11 protein-coding genes and 4 tRNA genes are annotated in these 12,648 nt (G+C 61.2%); 14 read left to right on the forward strand and 1 reads right to left on the reverse strand.

Annotated elements, in window-relative coordinates; translation table 11 throughout:
• Nucleotides 1-280: 280 nt before the first annotated feature.
• The 9 genes from ACYVL5_RS06550 (at nucleotide 281) to ACYVL5_RS06590 (ending at nucleotide 10,854) form a co-directional block, all read left to right on the forward strand.
• Nucleotides 281-1,642 carry a sigma-54-dependent transcriptional regulator gene (locus tag ACYVL5_RS06550; protein WP_460594753.1) on the forward strand — a complete coding sequence of 454 codons (1,362 nt, stop codon included), beginning with the start codon at nucleotides 281-283 and terminating at the stop codon, nucleotides 1,640-1,642.
• A complete protein-coding gene (locus ACYVL5_RS06555; protein WP_460594754.1) occupies nucleotides 1,639-3,588 on the forward strand; it encodes an ATP-binding protein in 1,950 nt (649 codons plus the stop codon). Before ACYVL5_RS06550 ends, ACYVL5_RS06555 begins: the two co-directional genes overlap by 4 nt.
• 459 nt (nucleotides 3,589-4,047) lie before the next feature.
• Complete coding sequence (locus tag ACYVL5_RS06560; RefSeq protein WP_460594755.1) at nucleotides 4,048-5,160, forward strand: hydrogenase small subunit; 1,113 nt, start codon at nucleotides 4,048-4,050, stop codon at nucleotides 5,158-5,160.
• On the forward strand, nucleotides 5,144-6,070 hold the full coding sequence (gene hybA, locus ACYVL5_RS06565; protein WP_460594756.1) for a hydrogenase 2 operon protein HybA: 927 nt from the start codon (nucleotides 5,144-5,146) through the stop codon (nucleotides 6,068-6,070). Before ACYVL5_RS06560 ends, hybA begins: the two co-directional genes overlap by 17 nt.
• Nucleotides 6,070-7,392 (forward strand): Ni/Fe-hydrogenase cytochrome b subunit, encoded by a 1,323-nt coding sequence (gene hybB, locus ACYVL5_RS06570; RefSeq protein ID WP_460594757.1) that lies wholly within the window; start codon nucleotides 6,070-6,072, stop codon nucleotides 7,390-7,392. Before hybA ends, hybB begins: the two co-directional genes overlap by 1 nt.
• A 152-nt stretch (nucleotides 7,393-7,544) precedes the next feature.
• Entirely contained in the window at nucleotides 7,545-9,227 is a 1,683-nt protein-coding gene (locus tag ACYVL5_RS06575; protein WP_460594758.1) for a nickel-dependent hydrogenase large subunit, read from the forward strand.
• 167 nt (nucleotides 9,228-9,394) lie between these two features.
• Nucleotides 9,395-9,880, forward strand: a complete 486-nt coding sequence (locus ACYVL5_RS06580) for a HyaD/HybD family hydrogenase maturation endopeptidase (RefSeq protein ID WP_460594759.1) — start codon at nucleotides 9,395-9,397, stop codon at nucleotides 9,878-9,880.
• A 166-nt stretch (nucleotides 9,881-10,046) separates the two neighbouring features.
• Entirely contained in the window at nucleotides 10,047-10,217 is a 171-nt protein-coding gene (locus ACYVL5_RS06585) for a twin-arginine translocase TatA/TatE family subunit (protein ID WP_460594760.1), read from the forward strand.
• 88 nt (nucleotides 10,218-10,305) lie between these two features.
• The gene (locus tag ACYVL5_RS06590; RefSeq protein WP_460594761.1) at nucleotides 10,306-10,854 is read left to right on the forward strand and encodes a cysteine hydrolase family protein; all 549 of its coding nucleotides are present in this window, start codon (nucleotides 10,306-10,308) and stop codon (nucleotides 10,852-10,854) included.
• 76 nt (nucleotides 10,855-10,930) lie between these two features.
• On the opposite strand, the gene ACYVL5_RS06595 is transcribed toward ACYVL5_RS06590, so the two are convergent.
• The gene (locus ACYVL5_RS06595) at nucleotides 10,931-11,278 is read right to left on the reverse strand and encodes a hypothetical protein (RefSeq protein WP_460594762.1); all 348 of its coding nucleotides are present in this window, start codon (nucleotides 11,276-11,278) and stop codon (nucleotides 10,931-10,933) included.
• Between the two features lie 211 nt (nucleotides 11,279-11,489).
• Between ACYVL5_RS06595 and ACYVL5_RS06600 the strand changes: the two genes are divergently transcribed.
• The 5 genes from ACYVL5_RS06600 to ACYVL5_RS06620 form a co-directional block, all read left to right on the forward strand.
• Nucleotides 11,490-11,565: transfer RNA gene (locus ACYVL5_RS06600), tRNA-Thr, on the forward strand.
• A 20-nt stretch (nucleotides 11,566-11,585) separates the two neighbouring features.
• Nucleotides 11,586-11,670: transfer RNA gene (locus ACYVL5_RS06605), tRNA-Tyr, on the forward strand.
• 107 nt (nucleotides 11,671-11,777) lie between these two features.
• Nucleotides 11,778-11,854: transfer RNA gene (locus tag ACYVL5_RS06610), tRNA-Gly, on the forward strand.
• 10 nt (nucleotides 11,855-11,864) lie between these two features.
• A tRNA-Thr gene (locus tag ACYVL5_RS06615) sits at nucleotides 11,865-11,940 on the forward strand.
• Between the two features lie 73 nt (nucleotides 11,941-12,013).
• Nucleotides 12,014-12,648: GTP-binding protein (locus ACYVL5_RS06620; RefSeq protein WP_460594763.1), on the forward strand; the 635-nt coding region annotated here is incomplete at its 3' end.

Genomic DNA, 12,648 nt, shown 5'->3' on the forward strand with positions numbered 1-12,648 from the left:
TTCGCAAAACATCCCTCGCCCCTGCCCCTCTCCCCTGAAGGGGCGAGGGGATCTAGAGCTCAAGGGGAGGGACAGGGTGGGGATGGGGTACAATTTGGACCCGATTTTGCATGTATACGGCATCGCGCGCTCCCGGACAGCCTATGAAAGAGTCTGGAATTTGGTTTGAAGGTGAAGCGCGGGCGGTGTTACTATCGGCTGCCACCGGAGGACTCTCAAACGGCAGCGATTGACTGCATGGGGGATCCGGATGGCAGTATTGAGCAAGGCAGGAGTAGCAATGGCACAGGGAAGAATTCTGATCTGCGATGACGAAGAAGGGATCCTTAAATACCTGAAGAAGCTCTTCAATTCCGAGGGGCACCTGGTAGAGACCTTTACGGCGGGAAAGGAACTCCTGGCGCGCCTTCAGGCCGGCGACCCCGATGATGCCGACCTTTTGCTGCAGGATGTCAGGATGCCGGACATCAACGGCATTACCGTTCTTTCCGAGGCAAAGAAAATCCGCCCGGGGCTCCCGGTCATCGTCATGACTGCCTTTGGCACCATCGACGCCGCGGTGGAAGCCATCAAGCTCGGCGCCTACGATTACGTAACCAAGCCATTTCCCAAGGAAAAGATCCTCGGAATGATCAACAACGCTCTGGAGAAGGAGCAGTTGATCCAGAAAAACCTCTCCCTCAAGTCGGAGCTGGAGAAGCCCCTCCAGCAGGCCATCATCTTCCAGAGCGATGCCTTCCGTGAGATCTACGACATGACCCGGCAGGTGGCGGCCAGCGATGCCAACATCCTCGTGCTCGGCGAATCCGGCACCGGAAAGGAGCTGATCGCGGGAGCCGTTCACTGCAACAGCCTGCGCCGCCACGGCCGCTTCCTCTCCATCAACTGCGCCGCCCTCACCGAGTCCCTCCTCGAAAGCCAGCTTTTCGGCCATGTCCGCGGCGCCTTCACCGGCGCCACCTCCGCACAGAAAGGGCTTTTGCAGGAGGCCGACGGCGGCACGCTCTTCCTGGACGAGGTGGGTGACATGAGCCTCCCGATGCAGGCCAAGTTACTGCGGGTCATTCAGCAGCGCGAATTCATCCCGGTGGGATCGACCAAGGCGATCAAGGTCGATGTCCGCTTCGTGGCCGCCACCAACAAGAACCTGGAAAACGAGGTCCGCAAAGGGACCTTCCGCGAGGATCTTTTCTACCGGCTCAACGTCATCAGCATTCCGCTGCCGCCCTTGCGGGAGCGCAGGGAGGACGTGCGGCCGCTCGCCGAGCACTTCCTTCAGAAATACGCCCAGAAGATCAAGAAGCGGGTCACCCTCATCACCGACGACGCGCTGAGGCTCCTCACGTACTACGACTGGCCCGGCAATATCAGGGAGTTGGAAAACGTCATGGAGCGGGCGGTAATCCTCGCGCGTACCGAGTGCATCACCCCTAAAGAACTCCCGATGTGGAAAAAGGAGCCGGAAGCTCCGCCCAAAAAGGACGTGCCGCTGGTGTCGCTGGAAAACATGGAGCGTGACCACATCGCCCATACCCTGGAGAGCACCGGCTTCCACAAGAGCAAGTCCGCCGAAATACTCGGTATTTCGCGCCGGACCCTTGATCGCAAGATAGCAGAGTACGCGATAGCCATCCCCGAATGAAATTTTCCCTGAGCCGATTCCCGATCAAGACCAAGCTGACGGTCGCCACCCTGATCCCGTTGGCGATAGGCATCGTATTCTGTTTCCTGGCCGGCATTTTCATCGTCAACACGAAGATGAGCGGACAGGCAGAGGAGAAGGCCAAGACCGACCTCAACGTGGCCCGCGAGGCGCTGCGCCAGGAGCTCTCCCGGGTCAACGACGTGGTGCGCTTCACCGCAGCCCTGGGTGCCACGGCCCCGGCCATAGATGCCGGTGATCGCACGACCCTCGCGATGCTGCTGGGGCCGGTGCGACAGGCCGAGCATCTGGACCTCCTCTCGGCGGTCGATGCCTACGGCAAGGTGGTGTTCCGCGCCGCCAATCCCGTAATCTACGGTGATCTTCAAAATGGCGACCAGTACGTAGCGCGCGCCCTCAAGGGGGAGGTCGCCGCGGGAGCCACCGTGATACCGGTCTCAAGACTTGCCCTGGAAGGGGGGGCGTTGACCCAGCGGGCGAAGGTCATGGCGGGGGCCGATACGGTGGCCGCCGGCCTGTTTTTGAAGGTTGCGGTACCGGTCCGTGCTCCGTCCGGTACGGTGATCGGTGCTATGTGCGGCGGCGTTCTCCTCAACAACAACAATGCGTTGCTGGAAAAGATCAAGACCGCGGTGTACGAGGGGGCCGGCCAGCCCAAAGAGGTGGGGGCTGCCAACCTCTTTTTCGGCAAGGTCCGCGTAGCGGGGGCAGGGGCGGCCAGTGCATATACCGCCGGCGAGAAGCTCCCCGACGAGATCTACCGCAGCGTGCTGCTGGGGGACAACCGGACCGTGCAGCGTACCTTCGTCTCCAACGACTGGTATCTGACCGCCTACGACCCGATCCGCTCCATCCAAGGGGTCCCCATCGGAGCGCTTTATCTCGGCATGCAGGAGAGCAAGTATTCGGCGGGGCGCTCGGACCTGAACCTATTGTTGTGCGCGGTTGTCTTTCTAAGCCTTCTGATCGGGGTCTCGGTATCCGGCGTGCTGGGAAGCCGGCTGGCCCGGCCGGTGAAGGAGCTCTCCACGCTGGCCAAGAAGCTGGCCGCCGGGGAGAGGCACGTCCAGAGCAACATCGACTCCCGCGACGAGATTGGTGACCTGGCCGGGAGTTTCAACGAGATGAGCCGGGCTCTGGCCGAGAGGGAGGAGCGGATCATCGAGCTCAACCGCGACCTGGAGAAGAAGGTCGAGCAGCGGACCGCAGAACTGGAGGAGAACAACCGGCTTCTGCTGCAGACCAAGGAGGAGTTGCTGCGGGTTGAAAAGCTGGCCGCCATCGGTGAGCTGGCCGCCGGGGTCGCCCACGAGATCAACAACCCCATGGCGATCATCCGCGGCAATACCGAACTCTTGCAGCTTTCCATCGACGAGGACGACCCCAACCGGGAGGAGGTGGAGACCATCTTCGCCCAGGTGAAGCGGGTGGAGAGGATCGTCTCCAACCTCCTCAAGTTCGCCCGCCGTGAGCGGCGCGAGCAGGGGACCGTCCAGCTGAACGGGCTCCTGCAGGATATCCTGGCGCAGATCGGTCACCAGGAGTCGCTGGACGGGATCGAGATAGAGGAGAGGTTCTCCCCCAAAGTCGCCCTGGTTTCCGGTGACAGCGGCCAGCTGCACCAGGTGTTCACCAACCTCATTCTCAACGGGGTGCAGGCCATGCCGGCCGGTGGTACCCTGACGGTCGAAACGTTGCGAGGCCTGGATGAGGAGACCTTCCAGGTATGCATCTCCGACACCGGGGTCGGGATCCCCGCCGAGAACGTAAACCAGATATTCAACCCGTTTTTCACGACCAAGACGACCGGCACCGGTCTTGGGCTCTCGGTCTCCTACGGCATCGTCAAGGAACACGGCGGGACCATCGAGGTCACCAGCCGCCCCGGGGTAGGGACCTCCTTCTGCGTGATTCTCCCGATTTAGGGGCCCGCTACCCTTCTTCCCAACTCCATATCCCCCTCGCCCCTTTAGGGGAGTGGGGCAAGGGGGAGGGAGGGGGTAAAATCTACCCTCACCCGGCCTCCGGCCACCCTCTCCCCTAAAGGGGCGAGGGTAAAAGTGAGGGCCTCCGGCCACCCTCTCCCCCAACGGGGCGAGGGTAAAAGTGAGGGCTTGCGGCCACCCCTCAACGAAAAGGGCGAGGGTAACAGTGAGACGCCTTCGGCGCGGGTGAGGGCGGGTTTATGTCTGCGTCACTTTGGCACACCTGTTGGACAAAATGATACAAAACGGCAAGACAGAAGGATACAAATTGCGCGGTGTGCCCATTCGGCGGGGCCACCGTTTTTTTATGGCGTTTACGGAATCGTTGGTTTTTTGGCCCTCCGGGGCGTTGGCATGGCTGTTGCTCAATAGTAGCGACTCGACTCTCCCGGAGGTGGTATGAAAGACGATGAAATGATTTGTGAAGGAGTTACGCGAAGGAGCTTCATGAAGGTTTGCATGGCCGCCACGGCCATGATGGGCCTTCCCTTTGCCATGCACACCCAGGTGGCTGAGGCGGTGGAGAAGAACGGCAATCCGGCCGTCATCTGGCTCCACTTCCAGGAGTGCACCGGATGCTCGGAGTCCCTGCTCCGTTCGAGCCATCCGACGATCTCTTCCCTCATCCTCGACATGATCTCGCTGGATTACCACGAGACCTTGATGGCGGGCGCCGGGCACCAGGCTGAGAAGTCGCTGCACGACTCGATGGCCGCCAACCACGGCAAGTACTTGCTGGTGGTGGAAGGCGCCATCCCGACCAAGCAGAACGGCATCTTCTGCAAGGTGTCGGGCAAGACGGCCCTGGAATCCCTGCAGCACGCCGCCGAAGGCGCCGCCGCCATCGTCTGCATCGGCAGCTGCGCAAGCTACGGCGGGGTTCAGGCCGCCGCTCCCAACCCGACCGGCGCGGTCGGCGTCAAGGAGATCATCAAGGACAAGCCGATCATCAACCTCCCGGGCTGCCCGCCGAGCCCGTATAACTTCCTCTCTACCGTTCTCTACTACCTGACCTTCAAGAAAATCCCGGAGCTCGACAACCTTGGCCGTCCGAAGTTCGCCTACGGCAGGAAGATCCACGAGCACTGCGAGCGCCGTCCGCATTTCGACGCCGGGCGTTTCGCCCAGGCCTACGGCCATCCCACCCACGCCGAGGGGTACTGCCTCTACAAGCTGGGGTGCAAAGGTCCGGCTACCTACGCCAACTGCTCGGTCCAGCGCTTCAACGACGTCGGCGTTTGGCCGGTCTCCGTCGGGCATCCCTGCATCGGCTGCACCGAGCCGAGCATCCTCTTCCAGAAGGCGATCGCCGAGAAGGTGCAGATCCACGAGCCGACTCCGTTTGACAGCTACGCCCCTGTTGACCTCAAGGAAAAGGGGAAAGGCCCCGATCCGTTGACCACCGGTTTCGTCGGCCTGGCCGCCGGTGCCGCGCTGGGAGCCGGCGCCATGCTGGCCAAGAAACTGCCTTCCGGGGATGAGCAGGAGGGGCACGATGAAGAAACAAAGTAGGCGCGAGTTTTTAAAGGTGGTCGCGGCCGGCGCCGGTGTCATCGCCGGGACCGCCGCCACCGCGGGCGCCCATGAAGGACTCGTCGTCAACAACGAAGAGCTCGGCATGCTCTACGACGCCACCAAGTGCGTCGGCTGCAAGGCCTGCATGTCCGCGTGCAAGCGCGTGAATCGTGACTACGGCAGCCTCTCCTACGAGAAGGCGAGCTTCGACTCCGACGGCCTGTGGGATGCCCCGAGCGACCTCGACGGTTCCACCCGGACCCTCATCAAGCTCTTCAAGGAGTCCAACCAGCGCTGGAGCTACGTGAAGTACTCCTGCATGCACTGCCAGAAGCCTTCCTGCGTCTCGGTCTGCCCGGTATCGGCCATGACCAAGGAGAAGGTGACCGGCATCGTCGACTACAACAAGAACACCTGCATCGGTTGCCGTTACTGCCAGGTCGCCTGCCCCTACAACATCCCGAAGTTCCAGTGGGAGAAGGCGATCCCGCAGATCGTCAAGTGCGACCTCTGCAAGAACACCAACCTGCGCGAGAAGGGGATCTCGGCCTGCGCGGAAACCTGCCCGGCCGGCGCCATCAAGTTCGGAAAGCGTAAGGACCTCCTCGCAGAGGCCCACCAGAGGCTCCTGGAAAACCCCGACCGCTACATCGCCCACGTCTACGGCGAGCACGAAGGGGGCGGCACCAACCACATGTACCTGGCTGCCATGCCGTTCAACAAGCTGGGGCTGCCGGACATCAAGCCGGAGGCACCCGCCGAGTTCTCCGAGAAGATCCAGCACACCATCTACAAGGGGTTCATCGCCCCGGTGGCCCTGTACTCGACCCTCTGCTTCATCGCGGTGAAGAACATGAAGGGGCACGGCAAAGACGGCCATGACTCTCATGACAAGGAGGAAAGCTGATGTCTCATCATCAAGATGAATACCAGAGACTGGAAGGTAAGATCTTCACCAAGGCTTTCTGGGTCCTCCTCCTCACTGTCCTGGTCGGCTTCTTCTTCGTAGGCGTGCGCTACGTGAAGGGGATCGGCGCCGTCTCCAACATGAGCGACGGCTACCCGTGGGGGATCTGGATCACCTACGACGTCGCCACCGGCACCGCCATCGCCTGCGGCGGCTACGCGGTTGCCATCCTGGTCTATATCCGCAACAGGATGCAGTACCACCCGCTCATCCGCTCGGCGATCCTCACCTCCATGTTCGGCTACGGCCTGGCCGGCTTCTCGGTCATGGTCGACTTAGGCCGCCCGTGGAACGCCTACAACTTCTTCATCCCCTCCAAGTGGCAGGCCAACTCCGCCATGTTCGAGGTGGCGCTCTGCGTCATGGCCTACTCGACGGTGCTCATCATCGAGTTCATCCCGGCCATATTGACCAGCATCGAGAACAGCAAGTGGGAGTCCATGCACCGCGTCCGCGACTGGCTGCACCCGAAGATCGCTCCCGATCCGGCGGTCATGGTCGATAAGCTCGAGGCGGTCCGCATGGGCGCCGCGTGGCTCAAGCCGCGGCTCAACAAGGTACTGATCTTCTTCATCGTGCTGGGGATCACCCTGCCGACCATGCACCAGTCTTCGCTGGGATCGCTGCTGCTGATCGCCTCGACCAAGCTGCACCCGCTCTGGCACACCGGATTCCTGCCGCTTTTGTTCCTTTTGAACTGCATCTTCATCGGGTATGCGATCGCCATCCTGGAGTCGATCATCTCCTGCTACAGCTTCAAGCGCCCCTACGAGACCGAGGAGCTGTCGGGGCTCGCCAACCTGATCCCGTACGTGACGGTGATCTGGTTGAGCGTCGTGGTGGGGGACCTCGTCTGGCGCGGCCAGGTTGGCGCCGCCCTGAAAGGGGACTTCTACTCCGGATTCTTCCTGACCGAGTTCCTGTTGGTGGCCGGCGGCTCCATGCTTCTCTTCGTGAAGAAGATGCGTCACTCCCCGCGCTGGCTCTTCGTCTCCGCCGCGATGATCGTGCTTGGCGGCGCGCTCTACCGCTTCAACGTCTACCTGATCGGTTTCAATCCCGGCAAGGGATGGAGATACTTCCCCTCCTTTGCGGAGATCATGATCACGGTCGGCATCGTCGCCCTGGAGATCCTCGGCTACAAGGTCTTCGTCGCACTCTTCCCGGTGCTTCCCAACACCTCCGGCCACGGCGGGAAGAAGCGCAAGAAGCAGGAGCCGGAAGAGAAGAAGCGCGAGACCGTGCTGCCCGAGGCCGCCTAGCTTAGGCCTCGACGGCAAGGCAAATCCCCCCTGTCCCCCCTTTAACAAGGGGGGGGACCTCAAAAGGGCAGACCGTGGGGTGGGCACCCCGTGCCGACGCGGATCTGACAGGGAACTGAATCTACGAACCGAATTTATCTCTGGAGGAATACATGTCTACGAGAGTAACGCTGGATCCCATCACCCGCATCGAAGGCCATCTGCGGGTGGACGTTGAAGTAAATGGCGGCCGAGTCGCCAACGCCTGGTCCTCCGCCCAGATGTGGAGGGGGATCGAGGTGATCCTGAAGGGGCGCGATCCTCAGGATGCCTGGAGCTTCGTGCAGCGCTTCTGCGGCGTCTGCACCACGGTACACGCCATCTCTTCCATCCGCGCCGTCGAGAACGCGCTCAACGTGGAGGTGCCGCTCAACGCCCAGTACATCAGGAACATCATGATCGCCCAGCACTCGGTGCAGGACCACATCGTGCACTTCTACCACCTCTGTGCGCTGGACTGGGTCGACATCGTCTCGGCACTGCAGGCCGATCCGAAGAAGACGGCCTCCATCGCCCAGAGCATCTCCGACTGGCCGGGGAACTCCGAAAAGGAGTTCAAGGCCACCCAGGAAAAGCTGAAGGCCTTCGTCGCCGGCGGCAAGCTCGGCATCTTCGCCTCCGGCTACTGGGGGCATCCGGCCATGAAGCTTCCGCCGGAGATCAACCTTTTGGCGGTCACCCACTACCTCAAGGCCCTCGACTACCAGAGGAAGGCCTCCCAGGCTACCGCCATCCTCGGCGGCAAGAACCCGCACATCCAGAACCTGGTGGTGGGCGGCGTCGCCACCGCCATCAACGTCGACAACCTCGCCACCCTCAACATGGAGCGGCTCATCTACCTGAAGACCCTCATGGAAGAGACCCGCGAGTTCGTGCAGAAGGTCTACTACCCGGACCTTCTCGCCATCGCCGGCGCCTACAAGGATTGGTTCAAGTACGGGGCAGGAGTGACCAACTACCTGGCCGTCCCGGAATTCCCGCTGGACACCAAGAACACCCAGTTCGTCCTCCCGGGCGGCATCGTCACCGGCGGTAACATCAAGGGCATGAGGATGATCAAGGATCACCACGACGACTACCTGATCAAGAACATCAAGGAAAACGTCTCCCACGCATGGTACGAAGGCTCCGGCACGCTCCATCCGTGGGAAGGGGAGACCAAGCCGGACTACACCGACTTCAAGGACAACGGCAAATACTCCTGGTGCAAGGCCCCCACCCTGGAAGGGAAGCCGGTCCAGGTCGGTCCGCCGGCCCAGATCATGGCCGCCTACGTGGCGGGGAACTCCAAGGTGAGAAGCCTCGTCGACGGTGCGGTCTCCAAGCTCGGGATCGGTCTCAACGACATCCACTCCACCATGGGGAGGATCTTCTGCCGCGGGGTGCGCGCGAACGTGATGGCCGACATTGCGCTGGACAACCTCGACAAACTGATCAACAATCTCGCCTCGGGCGACAAGACCTACGCGAACCACACCGAGATCCCCACCGGCGAATACCGCGGGGTCGGCTTCCACGAGGCGCCGCGCGGCACCCTGTCGCACTGGATCGTCATCAAGGGTAAGAAGATCGAGAACTACCAGGCCGTCGTTCCCTCCACCTGGAACGCCGCTCCGAGGAACGAAAAGGGCGAGCTCGGCCCCTACGAGGCATCCCTGATGGGGAACCCGGTGGCCCAGCCGGACAAGCCGCTCGAGGTCCTGCGTACCATCCACTCCTTCGACCCCTGCATCGCCTGCGCCGTCCACACCATCGACCCGGCCGGCAAGGAGATCACCAAGGTCAAGGTGATGTAGCTTTCTGCACATACGTCCCGCCCAACGTTCCCCCCCTTTGCGAAGGGGGGACAGGGGGGATTTTTCTTCCAGACTGGTCCTTAAGTCGGCTTCCCCCACCTCCTGGCCCCTTCCCGCCAGGGGAGGGGAAGCTCTTTCAACTCTTCCTTCGGGAAGCAGGAGTTTTCATGCAGGTTCTCATCTACGGCGCCGGCAACCTCATCCTCTCCGATGAAGGTTTCGGCGTTCATTTCATCCGGCATCTCGAAGCCAGCTACGAGATCCCCGAAAACGTGGAGATCTATGACGGCGGTACCCTCGGTATCATGGTGCACTTCAAGTTCGAGGAGGCCGACAAGGTCATCCTCGTGGACGTCGTCGATACCGCCGGCCAACCGGGCGACATCTTCCGCTACGAGCGGGAAGACATCATGCTGAAGAAGATCCCGGTCAAGATGTCCCCGCACCAGATAGGTCTTCAGGAGATGCTCCTTTTGAGCGAGATGAGGGATGCGCCCAAGGCGGATCTCACCTTCTTCGGGATCATCCCGGAGACGCTCGACCCCGGCACCGTCCTCTCTGCGCCGCTGCAGGCTGGGCTCGTCAAGGTCGCCTCGCTGGTGGTGGACGAGCTCGCCTCGGTGGGGATCGAGCTAAAGCCGAAGGCCTGCTAACCCCTCTCCTTCTCTCCCTCCCTACAGGAGGAAGGGGGAAGGGGGGCGCTGGCGGAGAAGGCGAGAGAAGCTTGGCAAATATCCCCTGTTCCCCCTTTATCAAGGGGGGGGCTGTTGAATGGCCTTTCGTTGGGAGGGCCAAAGAGAAAGTACAAAGGAGTCATTCATGTTCGGTTTTGGTCTTCCCGAGGTCTGCATCATTCTCGCTATCGTTCTCATTGTCGCCGGTCCCAGCAAGCTTCCCCAGTTCGGTCAGGCTCTGGGCAGCAGCATCAAAGGGTTTAAGAAGGCTCTGGACGGAAACGACGTGACCACCATCGAGGAGAAGAAGCCCTAATAACTCTCTCCTCATCTTGTCCGGTCACCGAAATTGTGCTACGTTCGCGGCCACTTCTTTTCCAGCGAATTCTTCTGTAGGAGGCCGTATGAAGCAGGCACTGCTCGTTATCGACATTCAGAATGACTACTTCCCCGGCGGCGCCATGGAACTGGCCGGGAGTCCCGAAGCGGCCCAGAAAGCCGCCCAGCTCCTGGCCGCCTTCCGTGACAAGGGGCTGCCGGTCCTCCACGTCCAGCACCTCGCCGCCCGCGAGGGAGCCACCTTCTTCATCCCCGGCACCGCCGGTGCCGAGATCCATCCCTCGATGGCTCCCCGGGACGGAGAACGGGTAATCACCAAACATTTCCCCAGCTGTTTCCGCGGTACTCCGCTGCTCGACATCCTGAAAGGGGAGGGGATCGACACCCTCGTGGTGGTCGGCATGATGACCCACATGTGCGTCGACACCACCGTGCGCGCCGCCTTCGATCTCGGCTTCACCTGCCTCCTCGCCCACGACGCCTGCGCGACCCGCACGCTTTCCTTCGGCGATCGAACCGTCTCCGCCCCCGACGTCCATTCGGCCTACATCGCTGCCCTCAACGGCATCTTCGCCAAAGCGATGTCCACGGAAGAGCTTTCCTCCTCTCTTTAGTCTTTCGTCCCGCTCGATTCCCAATACGCTCCCCACCAGCCGGTGGGGAGCCTTGACCACTGCGGGTAAATCGCCCTTATGCATCACCACTCACCTCGACGAGCATCTCCTGGCTCCCCAGGTCATCGACGTGGCCGGTTACCCCTTGCTGGACGGCGGTCGACGCCGGGGCTGGGAAAACGGCTCGATGACGTTCAGGGCGGGAAGGTGGCGGTATCGGGGTGGCCAAAACGAGGTTCGGGGGGGGCGACTTCGAGCTTTGCCGCGGGAAGAGCTGTCGCCCGCTCTTTTTCACCGTAGCGGGGATGGATCCGGCTGCCGCCATGAGGGCAATCGCCTCCATGGCGGGTTGCGGGCGGATGCCGGATCTGCTGAAAAAAGCGAGCCTCTTGGCCGGGGCGGAAACTAAAATCGCCGCTCTCATTATTTTCGCTTGCACAGCGTGCTCATTGTGCTATAGTAGGCGCTTGTCCCGTCAAGGCAGGAAGGTTGCTTCCGCCAGCAGGGGCGCGGGTTCGGGTCAAAAATTATTTTCGCTACTTGAAAAAATAGATTGACACTCGAGACGAATTGCTTTAGAAGATGGACTTCGCTTTGCCGAACTGACTCCGGAAACGGAGCGGGGCAGATGATGGGCTGGCGTAGCTCAATTGGTAGAGCAGCTGACTTGTAATCAGCAGGTTGCGGGTTCGAGTCCCATCGTCAGCTCCACGTAAGCGCACACACCGTCTGGAGGGATTCCCGAGCGGCCAAAGGGAACAGACTGTAAATCTGTCGTCATCGACTTCGGAGGTTCGAATCCTCCTCCCTCCACCATAAAAACTTCAGATGAGATGGGCGCCGGCCCGAATCAGGAGGCCTGAGGGCCGCTGGTACTGGTAAGGTCGCCGCTCCATCGAATCAAAAAACTTCGCACGGAATTGGCGGGAATAGCTCAGTTGGCTAGAGCATCAGCCTTCCAAGCTGAGGGTCGCGGGTTCGAGTCCCGTTTCCCGCTCCAAAAAATGTAAGCCCACATAGCTCAGTAGGCAGAGCACTTCCTTGGTAAGGAAGAGGTCACCGGTTCGAATCCGGTTGTGGGCTCCATTCACTCCTCAACGATTTACCGTATCATATACAAACCAGAAACAACGGCAGTAACACCAGGGAGGATATCCTAATGGCAAAAGCTAAATTCGAAAGAACTAAACCGCATGTTAACATAGGCACCATCGGTCACGTCGACCACGGCAAGACCACCCTGACCGCTGCCATCACCAAGGTTCTCGCCGGCAAAGGCCAGGCCGAGTTCAAGGCTTTCGACCAGATCGACAACGCTCCGGAAGAGCGTGAGCGTGGTATCACCATCGCCACCGCCCACGTCGAGTACGAGACCGACAAGCGTCACTACGCCCACGTCGACTGCCCGGGCCACGCCGACTACGTCAAGAACATGATCACCGGTGCTGCCCAGATGGACGGCGCTATCCTGGTCGTGTCCGCCGCTGACGGCCCGATGCCCCAGACCCGTGAGCACATCCTGCTCGCCCGTCAGGTCGGCGTCCCCTACATCGTCGTGTTCCTCAACAAGGCCGACATGGTAGACGACGAAGAGCTCCTCGAGCTCGTCGAGCTGGAAGTCCGCGAACTCCTCTCCTCCTACGACTTCCCGGGTGACGACATCCCCATCATCAAGGGTTCCGCTCTCAAGGCCCTCGAAGGCGACAAGGGCGAGCTCGGCGAGCAGGCCATCATGAAGCTGATGGACGCCGTCGACGCCTACATCCCGGAGCCGCAGCGCGCCATCGACAAGCC

It is taken from the genome of Geomonas sp. Red276 (assembly GCF_054784495.1).